Annotated in this window: 15 protein-coding genes and 1 pseudogene; 9 read left to right on the top strand and 7 right to left on the bottom strand. The window is 62.9% G+C overall.

Features of this window, described 5'->3' with window-relative positions; genetic code table 11:
- Nucleotides 1-171: 171 nt before the first annotated feature.
- The 4 genes from Pan216_RS26025 to ptsP all read left to right on the top strand — a co-directional run bounded on the left by Pan216_RS26025 (nt 172) and on the right by ptsP (nt 7,802).
- Entirely contained in the window at nt 172-3,219 is a 3,048-nt protein-coding gene (locus tag Pan216_RS26025) for a hypothetical protein (RefSeq protein WP_145262837.1), read from the top strand.
- A 277-nt stretch (nt 3,220-3,496) separates the two neighbouring features.
- Entirely contained in the window at nt 3,497-4,567 is a 1,071-nt protein-coding gene (gene dhaK / locus Pan216_RS26020; RefSeq protein WP_145262835.1) for a dihydroxyacetone kinase subunit DhaK, read from the top strand.
- 42 nt (nt 4,568-4,609) lie between these two features.
- Nucleotides 4,610-5,248, top strand: a complete 639-nt coding sequence (gene dhaL / locus Pan216_RS26015) for a dihydroxyacetone kinase subunit DhaL (RefSeq protein WP_145262833.1) — start codon at nt 4,610-4,612, stop codon at nt 5,246-5,248.
- A gap of 64 nt (nt 5,249-5,312) precedes the next feature.
- Nucleotides 5,313-7,802: a phosphoenolpyruvate--protein phosphotransferase gene (ptsP, locus tag Pan216_RS26010; protein ID WP_145262831.1), complete on the top strand. Its 2,490-nt coding sequence runs from the start codon at nt 5,313-5,315 to the stop codon at nt 7,800-7,802.
- A gap of 74 nt (nt 7,803-7,876) precedes the next feature.
- Here ptsP and Pan216_RS26005 read toward each other — a convergent pair whose 3' ends face one another.
- Together Pan216_RS26005 and Pan216_RS26000 are read right to left on the bottom strand one after the other, a co-directional pair.
- Complete coding sequence (locus tag Pan216_RS26005; RefSeq protein ID WP_145262830.1) at nt 7,877-8,296, bottom strand: arsenate reductase ArsC; 420 nt, start codon at nt 8,294-8,296, stop codon at nt 7,877-7,879.
- A 112-nt stretch (nt 8,297-8,408) separates the two neighbouring features.
- Nucleotides 8,409-8,696 carry a hypothetical protein gene (locus tag Pan216_RS26000; RefSeq protein WP_145262828.1) on the bottom strand — a complete coding sequence of 96 codons (288 nt, stop codon included), beginning with the start codon at nt 8,694-8,696 and terminating at the stop codon, nt 8,409-8,411.
- A 430-nt stretch (nt 8,697-9,126) separates the two neighbouring features.
- Here Pan216_RS26000 and truB point away from each other — a divergent pair, with 430 nt between their 5' ends.
- From truB to Pan216_RS25980, 4 genes are all read left to right on the top strand, one after another.
- Nucleotides 9,127-10,035 carry a tRNA pseudouridine(55) synthase TruB gene (truB, locus tag Pan216_RS25995; RefSeq protein ID WP_145262826.1) on the top strand — a complete coding sequence of 303 codons (909 nt, stop codon included), beginning with the start codon at nt 9,127-9,129 and terminating at the stop codon, nt 10,033-10,035.
- Nucleotides 10,036-10,182: 147 nt separating this feature from the next.
- Nucleotides 10,183-11,163: a quinone oxidoreductase family protein gene (locus Pan216_RS25990; protein WP_145262824.1), complete on the top strand. Its 981-nt coding sequence runs from the start codon at nt 10,183-10,185 to the stop codon at nt 11,161-11,163.
- Nucleotides 11,164-11,170: 7 nt separating this feature from the next.
- Nucleotides 11,171-12,208 carry a phosphotransferase enzyme family protein gene (locus tag Pan216_RS25985; protein ID WP_145262822.1) on the top strand — a complete coding sequence of 346 codons (1,038 nt, stop codon included), beginning with the start codon at nt 11,171-11,173 and terminating at the stop codon, nt 12,206-12,208.
- 450 nt (nt 12,209-12,658) lie between these two features.
- Entirely contained in the window at nt 12,659-14,053 is a 1,395-nt protein-coding gene (locus tag Pan216_RS25980) for a sensor histidine kinase (RefSeq protein WP_419193016.1), read from the top strand.
- Nucleotides 14,054-14,210: 157 nt separating this feature from the next.
- On the opposite strand, the pseudogene Pan216_RS25975 reads toward Pan216_RS25980, so the two are convergent.
- The 3 genes and pseudogenes from Pan216_RS25975 to miaB all read right to left on the bottom strand — a co-directional run bounded on the left by Pan216_RS25975 (nt 14,211) and on the right by miaB (nt 17,911).
- Nucleotides 14,211-15,282, bottom strand: a pseudogene (locus tag Pan216_RS25975) (DUF1559 family PulG-like putative transporter).
- Between the two features lie 136 nt (nt 15,283-15,418).
- Nucleotides 15,419-16,225 carry a PhzF family phenazine biosynthesis protein gene (locus Pan216_RS25970; protein ID WP_145262818.1) on the bottom strand — a complete coding sequence of 269 codons (807 nt, stop codon included), beginning with the start codon at nt 16,223-16,225 and terminating at the stop codon, nt 15,419-15,421.
- Between the two features lie 249 nt (nt 16,226-16,474).
- A complete protein-coding gene (gene miaB, locus Pan216_RS25965; RefSeq protein WP_419193015.1) occupies nt 16,475-17,911 on the bottom strand; it encodes a tRNA (N6-isopentenyl adenosine(37)-C2)-methylthiotransferase MiaB in 1,437 nt (478 codons plus the stop codon).
- A 490-nt stretch (nt 17,912-18,401) separates the two neighbouring features.
- Here miaB and rpsD point away from each other — a divergent pair, with 490 nt between their 5' ends.
- A complete protein-coding gene (gene rpsD / locus Pan216_RS25960) occupies nt 18,402-18,968 on the top strand; it encodes a 30S ribosomal protein S4 (protein WP_419193014.1) in 567 nt (188 codons plus the stop codon).
- A 1,212-nt stretch (nt 18,969-20,180) separates the two neighbouring features.
- Here the strand turns inward: rpsD and Pan216_RS25955 are convergent.
- Nucleotides 20,181-20,933 (bottom strand): hypothetical protein, encoded by a 753-nt coding sequence (locus Pan216_RS25955; protein WP_145262813.1) that lies wholly within the window; start codon nt 20,931-20,933, stop codon nt 20,181-20,183.
- Nucleotides 20,908-21,906 carry an ABC transporter ATP-binding protein gene (locus Pan216_RS28625; protein WP_419193013.1) on the bottom strand — a complete coding sequence of 333 codons (999 nt, stop codon included), beginning with the start codon at nt 21,904-21,906 and terminating at the stop codon, nt 20,908-20,910. The genes Pan216_RS25955 and Pan216_RS28625 overlap by 26 nt, the downstream gene beginning before the upstream one ends.
- Nucleotides 21,907-22,170: the final 264 nt, after the last annotated feature.

Below are 22,170 nucleotides of genomic sequence, written 5' to 3'. Positions count from 1 at the left end.
ATGGCGCAGGCTTTCCGGGCTTCTCACTCCTTGAGCATCCAATGGTGTCACTCCTTTACCCTAAGCGCGGAGTGGATGCTGGCGGATTGGGAGCGACGGACTGCTTCGCCGATGATTGGGAACGTAGTTGCGGCCTTACTCGCTGAGTAAGCGCCCATGGAGAAACAAGACATGGCGTTAAGCCTTCTCGCCAGCCGCGCGGCTGGTCCGTTGTCCTCGTTGCGGAAGTTCTTCGCGAATGCTTCTCTTCCTTGTCTCCGGCTCGATGCGCCGGAGTCGCGTGATGCTCAGTTCGAGGCACTCAACGACCGCATCGTGCCGGCGAACTTTTCCCTCAACGGCTCGACGCTCAACGTGACGCTCTTTCAGGATGAGTCCGTCTCGTTGACCGCGACCGGCATTCAGCAAGCCGCCGACGGAGCGCAGTTGACGCTTTCGGGGACGCTTTGGAGCGGCGAGGACATGCCTCCGATCGTCGTCGGCAAGGGGCAGCAGACGCTCAACTTCGCCAACAACGACACGGACGTTACCAAGGTCAACATCATTGGCTTGGGCAACAACTCGTTCAACTTCGGCGCTGCGGCGGTCGGTTTCGATTCCTCGCTCTCGATCGACTTCACCAACGGCAACAAGATCACCAACGACGGCGAGTTCATCTTCGACGATGATGAACTCAACATCGTCGCCGACGGGGTGAGCGTGACCCAGCAGGCCGGCGGGACGATGGACTTCGGCGGCACCATCACGGTCGATCTGGGGATGGACGGGGACTTGCTCCTCGACGTGGAAGAGAACGACTTCCGTGGCAACAAGTTCGTCATCGTCAACGCCGATGACGTCGCGGTCGCTAGCAACGGCGGCGTGATCGAGTCGGACATCGTCGTTGACGGGAAGATCAGCGGGGACCTGACGGCGACTCTCCTCGGGGCGCAGCTGCTCAGCGACATTCGCATTGGAGAGAACTCGCCGACCTTCGTCGGTGGCGAGACGACGCTGACCACCGGCGCCAACCTTCTTGGGCTCATTTTCGCCGAGGGCGACTTTGTCGGTCCGGTCAATGCTTACAGCAAGGTGACATTGGCGATTGGAGCCGTTCAGATCATCGACGAGGGCGACTTGGTGCTTGGGGAAATCGATGTCGACAGCCCGTTCTTTGGATCCTTCATCGACCTCAGCGGAACAAGCATTTCCCAGATGGGCAAGTTGACGATCGAGCCGGGTTCGACCGGCCCGTTCGATCCGCTCTTTCCGACAAGAGTCATTCTCTCCTCGTCCACCGGCGCCGGGGACATCGTTCTCGACAATGCCGAGAACGACTTCAATGGCGAGACCGTCTTCCTCGCCTCGCAGGCGTCCAATGTCTCGCTCCGCTCGTTGGGCGACCTCTCCTTCGACGCCGACAACAAATTGGTCATTGAGGACCTGACACTCGTTGGCGAGAAGTCCGTCGACGCGACCGATAGCCCGTTGACGGTCTTCGGCCTCACGTCGGTCGAAGCGGGCGAGGATGTCTTGCTCGACAATGGTGGCAACCAACTCACCGCTCTCGAAGTCGTCCAGACCGATGTCGATTCAGTCGTCAACGTCGTTGACACCAACTCCCTCACCTTCTTTGGCGAGGTTGCCGGAAAGGTTTCGGTCGAGACGACGGGACTGTTGTCCCTGGGTGGGCAGGGTCCGTTGATCCTCGCTGCCGACAAGGGGGGCGAGTTCAAGGGCCTCACGATCGACGTGCTCGATGCCGCGGTGTCGTTTGGCACGGGCGCCACCAGCTTGGATGTCACGACCGACCAACCGGTCACGGTTTCCTCGAAGGATGGACTTCCGATTCTTCTGGTCTTTGAGGGTGGCACCGTCGAGGCTCCCGATGGGATCGCGGTGGGCACTGGCGCTGCGATCGCCGGTGATGGCACCTACGATGTGGGGGCGGCGGGCGTGAGCATCGCCGAGGGCGGTGCGATTCTCGCCACCTCCGTGGTGCCGGAACCGATCTTCGACTTCTCCATCGGCAGTTTGGCCATCATGGGCGACTTGTCCATGAGCCCGCTGAGCTTCTACGGACAGGACATTGCCGGCACGGGCGAGGGTGAATTCGACACCGTCTCCGTCTCGGCGGAGGCCGACATCACCGGCTCGGAGCTAATCATCGACCTCGGTCCGAGCTACGTGGCGGAAATCGGCGACAGCTTCACGATTTTGACCGCCGCGATTCTCACCGGCAACTTCGGCAATCTCGACGAGTCGGGTCAGATCACCGTTGACGGGGTCACGTTCCAAGTCACCACGACCGATACCACCGTCGATCTGGAAGTTGTCGCGATCACCCCGCCGGTGCCGGTCGACGGCATCGGGGTCTATCGTCCCTCGGCCGCCGAGTTCGTCTTCAACACCAGCAACGTCTTCGACTTTGACGCGAACGAGTTCTTCACGATCGGTTTCGGTGTCGTGGGCGATCAGGGCTTCGTTGGCGACTTCACCGGCGATGGGATGATCAACGTGGCGGTCTATCGCGACAACGGACCGAACGATCCCGGCTTCTTCATCATCAACACGAGCCCGATCTCGATCGACTTGTTCGATCCGCTCGCGTTCGTGACCACGCCGGTCATTGGCAACGGCGACGAAGTTCCGTTCGCGGGTGACTGGGACGGTGACGGCGACGACGACCTCGGTCTCTACCGCAACGCCGACTCGAACTTCGCGACGATCAACCTGGCGGAGATCGCTCCGGGGCAGACCGGCGAGGTCGCACTCGGGATCGTCCGCAACATCGTCTTCGGAAACCCGTCGTCGCCGACGAACCCGACCGATCCTCCCGCCGTGGGGAACTTCAACGACTCCTTCGTCGCGGACCAGATCGGCTTCGGCGCGCAGGGCACGCTCGACATGGCGGACGTCGACATCGCGTCGCTGCCGGCGGGCGACTCCGATGTTTTCGCGTTCTTCAACCCCGATCCGTTCGTCTTCGGTACCACTGGGGATCAGCAACTCAATGGCAACTACAGCGGGGATGAGAGCGGGCTCGATCAGCGGAGCGTTCATCGCAGCTCGACGGCGACATTCTCGATCGCCTCGGACACGGACGTGAACCTCGTCTTCGGCCTGGTGGGCGACCAGGGCTTGACCGGCAACTGGGTTGGTTTGCCGCTCCCCTTGGTGCCGGCGACGGAAGAGGGCATGATCGACAGCTTCTTCTCCGACGACGAAGAAGAAGGCTAGCGAGCCGTCACGGACTCAGGGGAGTCCTTGTCCACGGCCATTGACAACGATCGCACGGGAGCCGGCGCGGACGACGTTCCGCGCCGGCTCCTTGCGTGGACGGCCACCGGGTCGCGCGATCGTGCCAAGCCCTCGACGCACGCAACGCGCGTCCATCGCTTCGGATGGGATTCGCCATCGACGACGTCGTCTGGTACAACCAACGGCTGGAGGGCGACGGCGGCTTGCCGAGGGCTCGTCCGACGTGGTTGCCATCGAAGTGGCGGAGTGCCGGCCGATGAACAGGTTTCTCAACGATCCCGACACCTTCGTGAAGGAGAGCCTGGAAGGACTGGCGGCCGCCCACGGGAAGGTGCTCCGCGTCCATCAGGATCCCCTCTACGTTCACCGGGTCGACAGTCCCGTCTCTGGCAAGGTCGGCATTCTTTCCGGAGGCGGAAGTGGCCACGAGCCGCTTCACGCGGGGTTCGTGGGTCGAGGGATGCTGGACGCCGCCTGCCCGGGAGAGATCTTCACCTCCCCGACCCCCGATCAGATCGTCGAGGCCGCCAAAGCGATCGATGGTGGCAACGGCATCCTCTTCATCGTCAAGAACTACAGCGGCGACATCATGAACTTCGAGATGGCGGCCGACTTGGTGCGAGCCGAGGGGCTTCGCGTGCAAACGGTGGTCGTCGACGACGATGTCGCGGTGAAAGACAGTACCTACACGCAGGGGCGTCGGGGAACGGGCACGACGGTCGCGATCGAAAAGATCTGCGGCTCCGCGGCCGAGGCGGGCTACGATCTGCCGAACATCGGGGCGCTGGGGCGTCGCGTGAATCTTCACGGACGTTCGATCGGCTTGGCCCTTTCCTCCTGTTCGCCGCCGGCGACTGGACGCCCGATGTTCGCTCTCTCCGAGAAGGAGGTTGAGTTCGGCATTGGCATTCACGGCGAGCCGGGCGTCGAGCGGGTCTCGGCGGTGTCGTCCGATGAGATGGTCTCGCGACTCGTCGAGAGTCTGCTCGCCGATCAAGACTATACCCGCAAGTCTCACGCCTGGGACGACGGCAGCGAGTCGCGCGTCGAGGTCGAGGAGACCGACCAGGCGATCGGCGAGGGCGATAGGGTCTTGGCACTGGTCAGCGGGATGGGAGCGACGCCGTTGGCGGAACTCTATATCGTCTACCGGGCGCTCGCTGAGCACTGCGTGGGGGCGGGGATTCGGATCGAGCGCAATCTCGTCGGCAACTTGGTCACGTCGCTCGACATGCGAGGCGTGCTCATCACCTTGGTCAAGCTCGACGAGGAGATGCTTGGACTTTGGGATGCTCCGGTCAGGACCGCCGCCCTGCAATGGGGGTAGGGATGGTGAGCGAACGATCTTTCGAGAGACGACGGGTGACGCGTGTTGTGTAGGGATCAGGTCGAGGCGTGGATTCGGGCGTTTGCCGGAGCGATCGCCGACCAGAAGGAATACCTGACGCAGCTCGACACCGCGATTGGTGATGCCGACCACGGAACCAATCTCGATCGCGGTTTTCGCAAGGTATTGGAGCGCTTGGATGATTGGCGGCAGGGAGGGATTGGTAAACTGCTCCAAGAGGTTGGGATGACGCTGATCGCCACGGTCGGCGGGGCGTCTGGGCCTCTCTATGGGACGTTCTTCGTGCGGGCCGCCGCCGCGGCGGGATCTGGTGAGTCGCTAATCGACGCGGAAGCCGCGGAGATGTTCTCGCAGGGAGTCGATGGAGTCGCTCAGCGGGGGCGCGCCGAATTGGGTGACAAGACGATGGTGGATGTCCTTGTTCCCGCTCGCGACGCCTGGATGGCAGCGACCAAGGAAGGGACATCACTCGCGGAAGCGGTCGAGCGGGCGGTCGGCGTAGCCGCCGAGGCACGCGATGCCACTGGTCCAATGCTCGCGCGACGAGGCCGGGCGAGCTATCTTGGAGAGAGAAGTCGAGGGCACATCGATCCGGGAGCGGCTTCCGCCCATCTGATGCTTCAGTCGCTCATGCTCACGATTGAGCGAGAAGACTCGTAGTAGATTCCGGTCGACTTCTGATTCGCGAAGCAAAGGCTCTCTCGCGTCGGGAAGAATTGTTTTCATGGTCGGTATCGTCATCGTCAGTCACAGCCACGTCTTGGCCCAAGGCGTTTGCGAGCTCGTGCGGCAGGCCTGTCCCGGGGGCGTGTCAATCGCGGCCGCGGGGGGAACCGACGATCCGGACCAGCCTCTTGGAACCGACGCGACGAAGATCCATGCGGCCATCGAACAGGTCGGCCCCGCCGATGGCGTGGTCCTCCTGGTCGATATGGGCTCCGCCATCCTGAGCGCGGAGACGGCGATCGAATTGTTGCCGCCGAATCTCCATGGGAACGTTCGCATCTGTGCCGCCCCGTTGGTGGAGGGGGCGGTCGCCGCCGGAGTGACCGCTTCGTCGGGGGGCGATCTCGAAACAGTGATTCGGGAGGCAACGCGGAGTTTCTCGGCCAAAGCCCGTCAGATGGGGCAGGACGTTTCCGTCGAGGAAGTCGAGGGCGCCCAACCTGCTTCCGGCGCCTCCGAAGTCACCGTCACCATGCGAGGGGCCAACGGACTGCACATGCGGCCAGCGGCCCAGTTGGTGCAGGCGGCGAGCCGGTTTCAATCGACCATCAGCGTTCGAAATGTCGAGCGTCCCGAGAGTCCCAGCGTCAGTGCTCGAAGCTTGACCGAGGTGTCGACGCTCGGGGTTGGCCAGAACGATCGGGTGGCGATCACCGCCGACGGCCCCGATGCGGACGACGCGTTGGTAGCTCTGCGAGAGCTCTTTGAGCGATCCTTCGACGAGTGGGACGAGTCGGCTCCGCAGGACGGATCCGAGGAGGAGGGGGAACGACCGCAAGGGGTGCTTGTCGGTGTCGCCGCCTCCGACGGCGTCGCGATTGGTCCAGCAATCTTTTGGTCGCCCGCCGAGCCCGAGGTGGTCCGGCGAACGGTTGACGATGTCGGGGCCGAATGGGAGCGGTTGCGGCGCGCGATCGAGCAAGCACGGCGAGAGATCGATTCACTGCGGCGGGCTGGCGAAGCCTCCTCGGATCGGGCGACGTCCCAGCTCATGGTGGCGTACGAGCTCTTTCTCGTCGATCCGGTCCTGGTGGGCAAGGCTCACCACCGCATCATCGCCGAACGGGTCAACGCCGAGTCGGCATGGCAATGGGCCATCCAGGACGCGTGCGTTCGCTACGAGTCGTCCGAGGACCAGTACACCCGCGAACGTGGCGGCGACATTCGCGAAGTCGGTCGGCGGGTGCTCTGTCTGTTGGCGGGACTCGACGTCGCTCCGCCCACGCTCGAGGAACCCCACATTCTGCTCGCGGACGAGCTCGACCCCTCGGTGATCGCGCGGTTGCCCGCCGAGAAGGTTCTCGGGATTGCTCTCGCCCGTGGGGGCCCAACCTCCCATGCGGCGATCATGGCGCGGGCTCGTGGCATTCCCGCGGTGATGGGGATCGGTCGCTCCTTGCGCACGATCAGCCTCGACACGTTGGTGGCAGTTGATGGTCATCGAGGCTACTTTTTTCCCGAACCCGACGACGCGAATCTTCGGACGTTGCGAGCCAGCGCGGAAGAGTTGCGCCGACAATTGGCCGAGGCGCGCGCGAAGTCCCTGGAACCGGCGGTGACGCGTGACGGGGTCGCGATGCGGGTCTTGGCGAACGTCGCCGACCTGGCCACGACTTGCGCGGCGATCGAGTCGGGCGCCGAAGGGATCGGACTCCTCCGGACCGAGTTTCTCTTTCGGACGCGACGCGACGCGCCAACCGAGGAGGAGCAATACGCATCCCTCAAGGAGATCGTCGAAGCCGCCGCGGGACGTCATCTGGTCGTCAGGACGTTGGACATCGGCGGCGACAAACCGGTTCCCTACTGGAAGTTCGGCAGGGAGGCCAATCCGTTGCTGGGACAGCGCGGGATTCGCTGGTGTCTCGAGCAGCAAGCGATGTTCAAGACACATTTTCGAGCGATCTTTCGCGCAGCTTCGCACGGACCGCTGAGCGTGATGTTGCCGATGATCGCGTCGTCTCACGAAGTTCACCTCGCCAAGCAGGTCTTTGTCGAGGCCCTTTCCGAACTCGAGAAGGAAGGACTCGCCCACGATGCGAAGATCAAGCTCGGCATCATGGTCGAGGTTCCCTCGGCGGTCGAACTGATCGAGCATCTGCTCGAAGAGGTCTCGTTCGTATCGATCGGGACCAACGATCTGAGTCAATACGCGATGGCCGCCGATCGGACCAACGCCCATGTCGCGTCGCTGGTCGATGCGCTGCACCCGGCCGTGCTGAGCATGGTTCGGCGGGTGGTGATCGCCGGGAAGGCGGCGGGGCGCCCGGTGTGTGTCTGCGGGGAGGTTGCCGCCGATCCGCTCGCGGTGCCGCTGCTTGTCGGGTTGGGCGTTCGGGAAGTGAGTGTGAGTCCGCCCGCGGTTCCACGCGTCAAAGAGGCGATCCGCGCTCTCGATGTCAAGCGAGCCGAAACGTGGGCCAAGGAAGCGTGTCGTTTCGACTCGGCGGACGAAGTGAGGCACTATGTGGAAGGTCGCCTCGAACGCTGAGCGAGGTCGCGGGTCGGCAAGCGACCAGTGTCACGCGGTCGGCCTGGAGGATCAGGCGGCCAACCTGGCGATCGTCAGACGCCGTCGGCGAGGAACTTCTCGATTCGCGAATTGATCTGGTCGCGAACCTCGCGAAAGGCCTCGAGCTTGGTGTCGTCGTCACCTTCGGCGTCGGCCGGGTCGGTAAAGGACCAATGGAGCCACTTCTTCGCCCCGGGCATGACCGGGCAGGTCTCCTTGGCCGAGTCGCAAACAGTCACGACCAAGTCGAAGGACTTTCCCGCCAACGCGGAGATTGGCTTGCTCTCCTGATTGCGGATGTCGACTCCGACCTCGTCCATGACCTTGACGGCAAGCGGGTGGACATAACCCGCGGGGCGAGAGCCCGCCGAGAGCGCCTCCCACTGCTCGTTCGCTCGTTCACGCCAGAGTCCCTCGGCCATTTGGGACCGGCACGAATTGCCCGTACACAAGATCAGCACTCGTTGCGTCATCCACCTCGTCCTTCGAACTCACTCCGTGGGCCAGTCTTGATCACCTTCGCCACGGCTTGTTCTATTCCGACGAGTGCCCTTCGGCTGAAAAGTGGTCGACACATTCGCTCAATCAGGATGATGCCGTCTCGTTGAAGAGACGTTCCGCGTGATCGCGCTGCTCGGCTTCAGTGATCTGGGTCAGACCGATCCCGTAGAAGCGTTCCAGGCTGATACGAAAGAAGATCTTCCAGCCCGGTACCGAAACCGAGACGATGCCGTCGACATCGTCGGGAACGATCACTTCGCGAGCGAGTCGCTCGGCTTCCTGCTCGTCCACGAACTCGCTGGCGACCCGCTTCTCGCGAATTTGCCAGACTCCTCCCAGGCAGACGGCCACTTTGATCAGGGCTTCGCTCATGATGCCCCCCCCTTTCGCTGCATGTGAGCAGACGCTTGTCATGTCCTCGCGCCAACGATGCCAAGGCCCCGGTGGCCTCGCCCACTAGTACATGGGCAAACGGCGAGGCGACTGTCGCAAGTTGTCAAAATTGTTCAAGAGAAAAGGTCTCATTCCGCATCTACTGAATCCTAGGCGACCTATCGTTGGTACGCTGGCCGAACCGCGATTTCCGAGACGATTTTCTCCAGAATTTCCGCGACTTCTCGACGATCTTCGCGCGATTGCTTCCTCCGTATCATCCATGCCATGATGCAGCAGAACCGGTTCCAACGCGGTACTTGCGTCCGGTCGCGCTCCGCCCTCGAACCCGGTGTCACGGGAAAGGAGGGTCTGGACCGATTTTCGGCACTCCCAACAAGGGGCGGCCGCTCTTACAATCGAGTCTATCATGGACAGTTTCTATCTTGCGATTGATAAGCCCGGCGCGATGAGTTCGCGCCGCGTCGTCGACATCGTCGGTCGTTGCGTCGGCACGCGAAAGGTCGGCCATGCCGGCACCCTCGACCCGCTCGCCACCGGCGTTCTCGTCACCGCGATCGGCCGAGCGACGCGCCTGGTCGAGTACGTGCAGCGGATGCCGAAGACCTACGAGGCCGAGTTCCAGCTAGGGGCGACGAGCGACACCGATGACATCGAGGGAGAGGTGCACGTTCGCGAGGATGTCGTCATGCCCGACGAGGCGACCATTCGCAAAGCCCTCGAACCGTTTGTGGGAACGATCGACCAGGTGCCGCCCGCCTACTCGGCTCTCAAACTTGAGGGGCGTCGAGCCTACGACTTGGCGCGGCGCGGCGAAGAGGTCGTGCTTAACGCTCGGCCGGTGACCATCCACGCCATCACCCTTCTGGGGTTGGAACTACCGAGGCTCCGGCTGCGTATCGAATGCGGTAGTGGTACCTACATCCGCTCCTTGGCTCGCGATCTTGGTGAGCGACTTGGCACGGGGGGACTGATGTCCGCGCTGCGCCGGACGGCGATTGGATCGTTTGTCGCCGAGCGTGCCGTGACGATCGACGAGCTCTCCACGGGGGCGTGGAGGGAGAAGATCGAGCCGCTGGAAAAGGGTGTGGAGCATCTTCCGCGACTCGTGATCGCTCCGGAGAAGACTTGGGCATTTTCCCAGGGCCAACACGTCGCGCAAGCGGAGTCGACGCTTCGCGCCGGGCAAGAGTGCGCCGCGTTCACCAGCGACGACCACTTCCTCGGCATCGCGCAGATGAAACAGGCCCCCGAAGGGTTCGCCTGTCACTTGAAGAAGGGGGGCTTTCTAGAGGTCCCCCGTATGGATGTACCATGAAGGCATGGTCGGGACCCACTAGAGTGAGGGTCGAGTGAGTTTGGCGGTTGGCCACGCTCCCGACGATTGCCCTCCGCGACTGACTCGCGAGACCGTCTCTCGACATCACGTCTCATCTGGCGAGGCGACACGATCAAAGGACCCACGATGAAAGCCATTCACACATCTCCGCCTGGAGGATGGGATCAGACCCGTCTCGTCGAGACCGATGAACCGATGCCTCAGTCGGGCGAGGCCCTCGTCGAGATTCACGCGACGGGGCTCAATCCCGCGGACCGATTCCTGATCGAGGGGAGCTATCCCGGCGGGCCGAAACCGCCGTTCGTCGCGGGTCGGGACGCCGCTGGCGTGGTACTTCGCGATGACTCCGGACGCTGGAAGTCCGGTGACCGAGTTGTGGTGTTGCAGGCTTCGACGACGAACCTCGCCGACGGGACGCTCGCTCAGCGGCAGCGGATCCAATCCGATCTACTCGCCCCCCTGCCCGACAAATGGAGTTTCACCGAAGGGGCGACGGCGCTGACCTACCTGACGGCGTGGCAAGCCCTCATGCACGTTCGTCCCATCTCCCAGGGCGAGGTTGTCCTCATCACGGGAGCTTCGGGCGGCGTTGGGACCGCGGCCGTTCAGTTGGCGGTGGGACTTGGCGCAAAGGTCGTCGCTCTCTCCCGATCGGAGTCCAAACGCCAACGACTTCTCGGGAATGGCGCCCATTTCGCCCTCGATCCACAACGCGAGGACCTCAAGAAGGAGGTTTTTCGGGACGTCGAGCGCCAAGGGGTCGATCTCGTCGTCGAGAACGTCGGGGGAGACTCGCTCGCGACGGCGGTTCATCTCCTGGGCAAGGGAGGCGCGGTCGCTGTCGTCGGGCTGCTTGCTGGGGTCGAGGGACGGATTTCGATTCCGTCGCTGCTCTTCAAACGGGCCCGCGTGGAAGGTGTTCTCGTCACCGACGATAGCGTGCGGCACGCGCAGTCGAATTGGGAGCAGATCGCCTCCGCCCTCGACACGACCGGCCAGCGACCCCTTGTCGATCGTACCTTTCCGCTCGGCGAGTATCAGTCCGCGTTCGAGCATCTGAGCGCGAGCCCTTTCGGCAAGGTGATCGTCTTGCCGCAAGAGGGCTGACGCGTTGATGGACGGTTCGGTCGAAGAGATCCTCCTTCGCTACGGCGCCCGATGGAAGCCAAGGCGAATCACGGCCGTCGTTTCAAAGAACGCTTTCAGCGGTAGCAACGTATGGTGCGTCGAAAGCGAGGCCGGCCTCGCGGCGCTGCGTCGATGGCCCAACCATGTTCCTCGGGACCGGGTCGAGGGAATCCACCGGCTGCTTCGCGGTTTGGACGAGGCATCATTCTTACTTCATCCCTCGCCCATCGCGGACACGCACGGGACAACCTGCTGCGCGATCGCGGGAAGCCGCTGGGAACTTTGCACGTGGCGCCTCGGCGAACCCGAACGAGGGAACGCCATTTCCGACGCGCGGCTGGACGCGGCGCTGCGGGCACTGGCGCACTTCCACGAAGTCGGCGAGCGCTTGCCGCTTTCCTCTGGGGAGCAATGGCTCGCTCCACGTTCGGTTCTTCATGCCCGGCGAGAGGGGGAGCGAGTGGCCTGCCCCGCCCTCGAACGGCGCCGCCGAGAATATACCCGGCTGCATCAAGTGCTACGCCAGCCGCCGGTGGTCGTTGACGAGGATTGCCGCGATCTCGCCCGACGCACGCTCGAGCAACTCCGGCGACTTGACACGTCGATGCGGCGTCTGCTGGGCGAGGAAGCGTCCATCGTCCCCGCCCTGGTGCTTCGCGACATCCATCGCGAGCACGTGCTCTTCGCGGGCGATGAGGTCAGCGGCATCATCGACTTTGGTGCCGTCGGCATTGACTCGGTGGCCTGTGATCTTGCCCGGCTGGTGGGAAGTCTCGTTCCCGATCAGCCCGAGCGTTGGAGATCCGCGATCACGGCCTATCGACAAGTGCGTTCGATCGACGACGAGACGGTTCGGTTGGCTTGGCGTCTCGACATCACTGGGACGCTCATCGCGACGCTGCGATGGCGTGAATGGCTCGCGATCGAACGTCGAGCGTTCGCCGATCGAGAAGCCGCCCTCGTCCGCTGGCAGCGGTTGCTCGATCGAGTGAGCGGCTGGGAGACCGAGCCGATCGGAACCTAGTGCGCTGGTCGATCTACCTTTTGGGGTGTCACGGGCTGCTTGTCAGCCAGTGACAAAGGGTTGGGGTTGCACGAACACCAACTTCAAGTTGGAGCAGAGCACTATTGCCCTGATCGGTGATTTCATCGCCCAAGAGACTCTCGGGTGCCATCCCCACGCTTGCCGTGGGCATGCGGGCGGCGCCTCTGATCCTGCACACTTCCGCACGATTGGGAACGAGGTTTCATTCAGCAAACTTGCCGATCTGGTCACTAGGAGAGGAGTATTCGGTCTTCATAGGCAAAGCTCCTGTCGCAACTGCACGCCGGGAACGTTACAACAAGAGACGGCATGGCCGACGAAAGGGTGGGAGGAGTGGCTTTCGGCCGCTTCAGCCCGACTGAGGCGTTCGTCGGAAATGGTAGGCACATCAAATCGTTCGATCTTGCTCGGGAAGAAAAAGGGAATCAGATGTCCGGGGCGATGCGCGAAGGGGAGACCGACGCTCTCGACAGTCCGGAAGCCTTGCGCGAGCGCATTCGCGAACTCGAAGCCGAACTCGATCGGGTTCGCCACAGTGATCACGACCATCGACTGCTCCTTGCCAGCTTACCGCAGAAGGCGTTTCTCAAGGACCGCGCCTCACGCTTCGTTCGCGTCAACGAGGCCTTCGCCGCCGAAGTCGGCGCCAGTCCCGACGAGTTGATCGGCAAGACCGACTTCGATCTCTATTCCGAGGATCTCGCCTCGAAGTACCAAGCCGACGACGAACGCGTGATGCAGAGTCGACGCACCGTGACCCTCATCGAACATCACGGCGTCGGTGGCTTCATTCGCTACGTCGAGGTGACCAAGGCTCCCGTACTCGATGGAGAAACCGTGGTTGGGCTCATTGGCATTTTCGCCGATGTCACCGCCCGGGTTCGCGCCGAGGAAGAGCGTTCCCGCCAAGCGAAGCTACTCGCCGAGCAGGCCAAGGAGCTTGAGGAACGCAATCAGGAACTGACGCGAGCCTACGCCGAGCTCAAGGATGCCGAGGCCCTCCTCGTCCATACCGAGAAGATGGCGACCACCGGCCAGATCGTCGCGGGGCTCGCCCACGAGATCAACAATCCGGTCGCCTTCGTGATCACCAACCTAGCGGCGATGGTCCGAGACGTCGACGATCTGGTCGGCTACACCGCCGCGTGTGACGAGCTTGCCCAATCCTCGGGAGCGACCCCCGAACAGTCGCGGCAGCTTCGCGACCGCTTCAGCGCCGACGAGGCGGCCACCGAGATTCGCGGGCTGGTCGATTCGGCCCGCGGTGGGATGCAGCGGATCAGCCGACTCATCTCGACACTCCGGGACTATTCCCGTGTCGACAGTCGCGACAACCTGACGATGTTCGATCTCAAGGCGGGGATCGACTCGACGCTGGTGATGTTGCGCCCGATGCGGAAGAACGATGTCGACTTGACGTGCGAACTCAAGGACTGTCCGCTGATCGAGTGCAACGGCGGACAGATCAACCAGGTGTTGATGAACCTCATCTCCAACGCGATTCAGGCGGTGGGGACGCACGGCGAGGTGCGCGTCCGTCTCGACGCCGACGAGACCGGGGCCTTGGTGGAGATCGCCGACAACGGTCCGGGAATCGATCCGAAGATCCACGACATGATCTTCGATCCGTTTTTCACCACCAAGGGGGTCGGCGAGGGGACGGGGCTCGGGCTGGCGATTGCCCGGCGGATCGTCGAGCAGCACGATGGCCGGCTCGACTTCGAAACGGAGATCGGTAAAGGGACCACTTTCTCGCTACGGCTGCCCCTGCGCCAACGGCACTTCCCCGACGCCCCCGAAGAGCTCGACGAGCACGAGAACTAAGGGCGTGCTCGGATCGTGGCTAGCGCCCCGCAGTCTCCGGGTTCCGGGTGCCCTGCACACGCTCGCGTAGGCCTCCCTCGGATGGCGCTCGCGTACGCATACGAAGAAGGCAATGTTTCCCCGAAGCTCCACGCGTCGCGATGTCCTCCCCGGCCGCTCAATAGTCCTGGACGATCTCGCCGTCGCTGACCGAGCCGAGGAACTGCCAGGTCTGGCCATCAATCGTGTCGGAGACAAACCGCGTCGACCCGTCCCCCATCATGACGTGAACGCCGCCCGGATGCCGACTGCGCGCCGCGATCATGCCGTACCCGTCGCTGGCGCTACAGGACGAGCAGATGATGCAAGAAGGGCTCGGTGAGTTCGGGGTCAACAGGGTGTTGAAGATCGTCTGGCTCAGTTCGCCACGCACCCAGTTCGCCCCGGTATCGCCGCGCGGCGATCCGGTGCCGGTCACCCCCGTACGCGAGGAAGCTGTCGCTCCCCACGCATCGATTTGAGCCGTGGTCGGGAACGAATGGGGGAAGCCGCCGGGCCTCGCGGCACCGCGAACGAGATCGCCGTGCGTGTAGGTTGAGTTCTCGCCGTCGCCATGGATCAGCTCCGACGCGGCGATCGTCTTGCTCAATCCGTCGGTGATGTCGCGGTAGGAGACCGCCACCCGATAGTTGAACATCCCGACCTGGTGGGCCTGGTTGACGATCGTTGGCATGGGCGGGCCGCCGGTGGTTCCCGGAAAACAAAAAGACCGATGGACCCGCGGAGAAGACGTAGCTGTTGCCCGGGCCATGGTTGCGGCTGCCGACACTGGTGTTGGGAATGCGATTGGTGTCCGATGGGCAGAGGAAGGTCGGAATTTGGGCCATTCGCACACGGTTGTTGGGAGCTTCCTCGACGTTGAGATCGAAGTTGAACCGATTGTAGATCTGTTCCTGATCGAGGAACGGTAGCAGCATTGCGTGAGCCGAGAACGCTTTGTACGACCAATTCCCGTCTCCAGCGACGTAGTTGCCTTTCTCGAAATTGCCGCGGGGCAAGATGCTGTGCGTCTCGTGGTAATTTGCCAGTGCGGTCCCGAGCTGCTTGATGTTGTTGGAGCACTGCGAACGGCGAGCGGCTTCGCGCGCTTGCTGCACTGCCGGAAGAAGCAACGCGACCAGGACGCCGATGATGGCGATGACGACGAGCAACTCGACGAGGGTAAACCCTCGACGCCGAGAAATGAGCATGATCGGTTTCCCCCAGGAAGAATGGAGGCCTGGACGCGGCCGCGTGAGTACGTGTTTCCCCAATGATCAGAATAGATGATGGCTCGTGATTCTCAAAAGGTTTTGGCCCCGGAACTTCCGTCATCGGGTTCCTGTCTCACGCGAGTGGAGGCAGTTCTCCGCGGAGGACCGTCACCGCCTCCCCGCCGAGCAAGACCCGTGGCCCCCTAACGCGGACGGAGACGACACCTCCTCGTTGAGAAGCCTGGTAACCCCGAACCACCTCCCGATTGAGTCGTTCGGCCCAGAACGGCCCGAGACAACAGTGCGCGGAGCCCGTCACCGGGTCCTCGTCGATGCCGAACGCCGGTGCGAAGAACCGCGAGAGAAAGTCGAATGCGGGACGCTCCGAGGCACACGTCACGATGACGCCTCGCGTCGGAATGCTCGCCAAACGGCGAAAATCGGGGGCAATCTGAAGCAGTTCCGCTTCCGTGCCGACTTCCACGAGGAGATCGAACTTCGCCCGGCCCACGAAACGAGCCGACACGCCCAACGCCTCCAGCAGGCCATCCAGAGGCGACGTCTCTTCTACTACATCTGCGGGGAAGTCGAGTTCGTACACATCTTCACGTCGGTACGCGGTGAGCCGGCCGCTTCGCGTCTCGAATTGAATCTCCTGATCTCCGTCCGCGAGCCCCTCTTCCCACAGAAGGTGAGCCGAGGCGAGGGTCGCGTGACCACAGAGATCGACCTCCGACGTCGGCGTGAACCAGCGCAAGTCGTAGCGATTGCCCTCGCCGACGAGGAACGCCGTCTCCGACTGGTTCATCTCCATTGCGATGGTTTGGAGTTGACGCTCCTCGAACCAATGGGGAAGGAGGCAAATTCCCGCGGGGTTGCCCGCGAAGGGACTCGGCGTGAACGCATCCACCAGAAAAAGCGGAACGGAGTCGTCAGGCATGGTGATCCTCGGCGCATCGTGTTGACGGGGGTGGCAGTCGCTACCTCCAGGTGGTGCGACAATGACACGACACGACGCCGGCGCTCAAGGTTCCCTCCGCAGGCACTCGACCGATCACTGGACTCGGTGCTGATTGGTCAGGTCATTGACCAAAAGTCTCTCGGGTGCCATGCGCACACTCGCCGTGGGCATGCGGGAAACGCCTTTGATTCGGGGCCACTCAGGGATGGCGAAATCTATCGCAAGACCTCAGCCGATCGAGACGAGTTCGTGGGTGACGACTTCGCCGAAGAGGGTGTGCGGGGTCGCGTCGACGATGCGGACCGGGAGAATCTGCCCCGCTTGCCGCTGGTTGCCCTCGTAGACGACGATGTAGTCGTTGTGGGTGCGGCCGGACATCTGCCGGACAGGCGACTCGTCGTCGACTTTCAGCGACGTCTTGCTTGGGCCCTCGACGAGGATGTCGACGATCTGGCCGACGAAACGCTCGTTGTCCTCGGCACTGATCGCGCTTTGGATGGCGAGCAGTTCGTTGTTTCGCTCCTTTTTGACATCCTCGGGGACATCGTCGGGGAGCGGAAAGGCCTTGGTTCCCTCGCGGGGGCTGTACTTGAAGATGAACGAGTTCTTAAAGCGGGCGTCACGCACCAGGTCGCAAGTCTTCTCGAATGACGCGTCGGTCTCTCCGGGGAAGCCGACGATGAAGTCGCTCGAAACCGCCGCGTCGGGAATGGTTTCGTGGATCCGGTGGAGCATTTCGCGGTATTCGCCGTCGGTGTAACCCCGTTTCATCGCCTTGAGCACCTCGTCGCATCCCGACTGCGACGGGACATGGAGGTACGACGAGACTTTCGGCAGATCGCGAACGGCCTCCAGCAAGTCGTCGGTCATGTCCTTCGGGTAGTTGGTGATGAACTTGATGCGATCGAGCCCCTCGAAGTCGTGGACCATCGCCAGCAGGTCCGATAGCCGATAGGTCCGGCCATCCTCGTGCTGATACTTGTAGCTGTTGACGGTCTGGCCCAGGTAGGTGATCTCGCGGCAGCCCTCTCCGACGAGTCGGCGGACTTCCTCGACGATCGACTCCGGCGGCCGGCCCTGTTCCGGCCCCCGCACCATCGGCACGATGCAGTAGGTGCAGAACTTGTCGCAACCCATCATGAGCCGCACGTAGGCTTGAAATGGCGTTGGCCGAAGTCCCGGCTCGCGCAACGGGTCGTAGCTTTCGAAACTGCCGAGGATCTGCAGCGTCGGCCCTTCCTTGCGCCCGAGGCCCAGGGCGGCAAGCTGTCGGCGGCTGGTGCGGGCCTCGTCGATCATCTCCGGCACGCGGGCCAGTTGGCCGGGGCTACAGATCAGATCGACGTGCGGGGCGCGGGAGAAGATCTTCTGTTGGTCCTTTTGGGCCATGCAGCCGAGAACGCCGATGACGAGGTCGGGGCGTTGGTTCTTGGCTCGCTTGAGTCGACCCAGGGCGCTGTAGATCTTGTCCTCGGCATGCTGGCGAACGCTACAGGTGTTGAAGAGGATCGTGTCGGCTTCTTTCGCGTTGTGCGTCAGTTCGTAGCCCGCCTGGCGCAGGCCGCCGACGACTAGCTCGCTGTCGAGCACGTTCATTTGGCAGCCGACGGTTTCGAGGTAGAGCTTGCGGGTTGCGGTTTGATTGCTGTCCACCGGAGCCACCACTTTCTGGACTCCCCACGCGTCGTCCCGTTGGGGGAGGCGTAAGGGTTTGATACGACAACAGTTGGAGAGAACGGGCCAGCCGGGGTTCAGCCAGCGGATCGACAATGTTGCCTCTCGGCGACCGGTCTGGTCGACATCGAGACGCCTCTTCACTATCTATGGATAGGTCCCAAGGGAAAACGGATCAACCGTCCTGGGACGCTCTTCCGACGATGCTGGGGCGGAACGTGTGCCCTATTGTCGGAAGGCCATTCCGATCGCTGCCCCCTTGGAAAAGGGGGGACGCAGAGACTGAGTCGGTTCCAACAAGAGGTTGGACGGCAATCCTTTGGCGAGTTCCCTTGAATTCGCCCTCTTCAATACGTAGATCAAGATGTTTCCCAGTTCGCGATCTCTCAGTGCTTTGAGGTCGCGACGTTGCTGACCCGCAAGTGGAGCGAGCGAAGCGAATATGCGGTACACGGGCCCGAAAGCGAAAATCAACCGTCGATTGAATGCCCAGGTTTACGAGTCGTCCGGGGCGGTCCGGTCGCTCGAGCGGCGTCCTTATCCCCCGGGCATGTTCACCCGGCGCGGGAAGCAGTCGACTTACGCCCTCGGCCTCGCGGAAAAGCAGAAGATTAAGCACTACTATGGGCTGAGCGAGAAGCAGCTCCGCCGGTACTTCGAGCGGGCCACCCGCATGAAGGGCAACACCGGAGAGTTGATGCTGCTCCTCTGCGAGCGTCGGCTTGACAACGTCATCCGCCGCGCGGGCTTAGCTCACAGCCGTCCGCAGGCTCGCCAGGGCATCGTTCACTGCCACTTCAAGCTCAACGGCGTCAAGCTGAACAAGCCGTCCGCCCTGGTCCGGCCCGGCGACGTGATCACCGTCCGCGAGCGCAAGAACCTCCACAACATGTACCGCGACGTGACCGAGACCGAGCGGGTCGAGCCGGCCGGTTGGTTCAACGCCGAGCCGGAGCACCTCCGCGTCATCGTCAGCGGCTACCCGATGCCCGCCGACGTCAGCCTGCCGATCGAAGTCGGACTCGTCGTCGAGTTCATGTCGCGCTAGTTCGCCGGCACCAACCAACCGATTTGCCTGCATGCCCACCTTTGTCGTGGGCATGTTCGCGTTTTTGCGGTTGGTTTGTCGTCTCCTACTTCCCCAAGGGTTGCCCAGGTTGATTCCGCCAACCCTTTCAACATTGCCATTGGTCGCCTAGGCGATCGATTCTGATCTGCCAACAGGTCCGAAACTGCCTCAGCCGCGACGGTTACTCGCCAGGGATTTCAATCCCTGGTTTTGAAGGGATTTGGTTCGAGCCCCGAAGGTGGTGACGGTAGCCTTCGAACCACCTGCGCCCTTTTGGGGGCTTCATGTATGGATCGGCATCATTTCCAGGGGTTGCCAACCCTGGCTACTCAACTCCGCCGCTTCGCGGCTCTGGAGATCGGATGCCGTCGTTGGAGTCCAGGGAGGCGGAGTAGATACCGCAACCAGCGTCCCTTGGGGACGTTGCCGGCAAACACCCTTTGCTCAACCGATCGCGAAGCGATGTTGAAAGGGTTGGTTGATTCCACCTGGGCGTGCGCAGCACGTGGGAAGTCTGGGGCGGACACCTCCACCGCGTTGTCGCCATTATCTTTGAGTTCAACCGTCATTCGCGACTTCTTGTGGCTGCGCCACCCCGGTAGCGGAGCAACCGGGGCTAGCCGAAGAGAATGAGACTGCCGGTTGCGATGGCTCGATTCAGTGCCATGGATCGCCCTGGGACCTCACACATCCTTCTGCGCGAAGCGCATCAGCGAGCCGAGCAGCGAAACCCCCGCGCCGACGCGCAAGGTCGGGATGATGGGAAGTCTGGGGCGGACACCTCCACCGCGTTGTCGCCATTATCTTTGAGTTCAACCGTCATTCGCGACTTCTTGTGGCTGCGCAACCCCGGTAGCGGAGCAACCGGGGCTAGCCGAAGAGAATGAGACTGCCGGTTGCGATGGCTCGATTCAGTGCCATGGATCGCCCTGGGACCTCACACATGCTTCTGCGCGAAGCACATCAGCGAGCCGAGCAGCGAAACCCCCGCGCCGACGAGCAAGGTCGGGATGATGGGAAGTCTGGGGCGGACACCTCCACCGCGTTGTCGCCATTGTCTTTGAGTTCAACCGTCATTCGCGACTTCTTGTGGCTGCGCCACCCCGGTAGCGGAGCAACCGGGGCTAGCCGAAGAGAATGAGACTGCCGGTTGCGATGGCTCGATTCAGTGCCATGGATCGCCCTGAGACCTCACACATCCTTCTGCGCGAAGCACATCAGCGAGCCGAGCAGCGAAACACCCGCGCCGATGAGCAAGGTCGGGACCAGATGATGGGACGCCAAGGCCTCGGTCGAGCCGCGAAGGATCTCGGGAAGGTGATAGGCGAGGACGAGGGGCGAGAGGCTTTCGATCTCAAGCGAGGTGACGACGATCCCGAAGCCGTAGAGGACCATCAACGCCGCCGCGACACTCATCAAGGGGCTGCGAAACCAAACGCCCGCGGAGGCGCTCACGAGCGTCAGCCCGGCCATCAGTGTCCCCACGAGGAACAGGGAGACCCCCACGCCGCTCCAGGCGATGTCGTTGGGGAAGCGGACCGCCGCCAGCGCGATCGCGGGAACGGTCAGCAGTCCGAAGAGGATCAGCACCGCCGAGGTCCGCGCGGCGCACTTGCCGACGAAGTAGTGCCACCGACTGATGCCTCGGCAAAGGATTGCGTCGCCGAGAAGATGGCTCTCCGACGGCAGCGAACTCGCCCCCAGCGCGATCGCGAAACCCGCCCAGAGCAGGATGTGGTAGGTCAGCAGCCGAGCCGCGAAGTGCGCGGTCGTCATCGCGCCGGTCGCGGCGTCGCCCGAGGCCGACGCGAAGCCGAGGATGGTCACCAGGATCGAAAGGACCGCCCACGCGATGAACGCCCAGTGGCGCAGCGTCTGGCGAAGATCCTCCCGCATGATCGCCCCGACGGGCAGCAACCTAGTCCACCACGGATTGATAAGCACGGGTGAGTCCACGGCTCCCCTCTTCCATCGCAAGTTCGAGCAACGACCCGTCGGCCTGCTGGCCGCCGACCTGAAGCTCGGCTAGTTCCAATTGATGATCGCTCAGCACCGAAAGGACATGGGCTAAGACGTTGGCGTAGGAGACGTCGGGCCGGATCTCGATCGACATCCGTCCCTTGGCGAACTTGCAGCGCGTGATCTCGTCAAACTCGTCGATCATCTTCGCCGCCGCCGTCATCGTCTTGCGATCACCGACCAGGGCAATCTCGACGAGACTCGGGTTGGCCGACCCGCCCAGCGATTCGACATCGCCGTCGTAGATAAGGTTGCCCTCGTGCAGGACGATCGCCCGGTCGCAGACCTGCTTGAGTTCCGAGACGTGATGACTGCACAGGAGGAGCGTCTTCGACGAGGCGAGATTGGTGATCAGTTCGAGCATCGTCCGGCGCGCATCGGGATCGAGCCCCATCGACGGCTCGTCCCAGACCAGAATCTCGGGATCGTTGATCAAGCTCGCCGCGAGCGAGAGCCGCGCCAGCAGCCCGGTCGAGAGCCGGCTAATCGGCTGCCCCGAGAGGTTCTGCAGATCGACCGCCCGGATCAGCTTCGCGAGAGCGGGCCGGCGCGTCTTGCGCGGCATCCCTCCCAAGCGTCCGACGAAGTCGAGGTAGTCGACCGCGGTCATCGATTGGGGAAAGTTCGGCTGGGCGGGGACATAGCCGATCCGGCGCCGCAGTGCCGCGGCGTTGGGGCCCATCCGCTCGCCGAAGAGGTAGACTCGACCGGCGGTCGCGACGTGCAGTCCCATGAGAAGGCGCACGAGGGTCGTCTTTCCCGCGCCGTTGGGCCCGAGAATGCCGAGGACCGTCCCGGGCTCGACCTGCAAGTCGACGCACGAGAGCGCGATCCGCGTCCCGTGGTAGATCTTGGTCAGACTTTCGGTGAGGATCGCCATCGAAGGCGAATCAGACATCCCTGTCACTCCCTTCGGGCACCATCCTTGCGCCCTTGATCGTGGATCGAGACCTCGGCCCTTTCGTACGGACCGCCGCGATCGTCCTCGATCCCGTCCACCAACGAGGATCGTCCAGCGACGCCCCCGATCCTTCACCAATCGTGTGCGATTGGAAGAGTCTCTCGCGCCGGTTCGTCCCAACATCCGACTTCTCGCGGTCCTCGCGGCCGTGCGGGTTATGACGGTTAGGAGGCCGGGTGAAACTGGGGCGAGACTTCGGAC

This window comes from Kolteria novifilia (genome assembly GCA_007748055.1).
In the GTDB taxonomy this organism is placed as follows: Bacteria; Planctomycetota; Planctomycetia; order Kolteriales; family Kolteriaceae; genus Kolteria; species Kolteria novifilia.
This window is presented reverse-complemented; position numbering and strand designations above follow the sequence as displayed.

Bases quoted from the DNA above. Each gene is read 5' to 3' on its own strand.
- Pan216_RS26005 (WP_145262830.1), bottom strand. From the start codon at position 8,296: ATGACGCAACGAGTGCTGATCTTGTGTACGGGCAATTCGTGCCGGTCC.
- Pan216_RS28625 (WP_419193013.1), bottom strand. From the start codon at position 21,906: ATGTCTGATTCGCCTTCGATGGCGATCCTCACCGAAAGTCTGACCAAG.
- ptsP (WP_145262831.1), top strand. From the start codon at position 5,313: ATGGTCGGTATCGTCATCGTCAGTCACAGCCACGTCTTGGCCCAAGGC.
- Pan216_RS26025 (WP_145262837.1), top strand. From the start codon at position 172: ATGGCGTTAAGCCTTCTCGCCAGCCGCGCGGCTGGTCCGTTGTCCTCG.
- Pan216_RS25990 (WP_145262824.1), top strand. From the start codon at position 10,183: ATGAAAGCCATTCACACATCTCCGCCTGGAGGATGGGATCAGACCCGT.
- Pan216_RS25985 (WP_145262822.1), top strand. From the start codon at position 11,171: ATGGACGGTTCGGTCGAAGAGATCCTCCTTCGCTACGGCGCCCGATGG.
- Pan216_RS25980 (WP_419193016.1), top strand. From the start codon at position 12,659: ATGTCCGGGGCGATGCGCGAAGGGGAGACCGACGCTCTCGACAGTCCG.
- Pan216_RS25970 (WP_145262818.1), bottom strand. From the start codon at position 16,225: ATGCCTGACGACTCCGTTCCGCTTTTTCTGGTGGATGCGTTCACGCCG.
- truB (WP_145262826.1), top strand. From the start codon at position 9,127: ATGGACAGTTTCTATCTTGCGATTGATAAGCCCGGCGCGATGAGTTCG.
- Pan216_RS26000 (WP_145262828.1), bottom strand. From the start codon at position 8,696: ATGAGCGAAGCCCTGATCAAAGTGGCCGTCTGCCTGGGAGGAGTCTGG.
- dhaK (WP_145262835.1), top strand. From the start codon at position 3,497: ATGAACAGGTTTCTCAACGATCCCGACACCTTCGTGAAGGAGAGCCTG.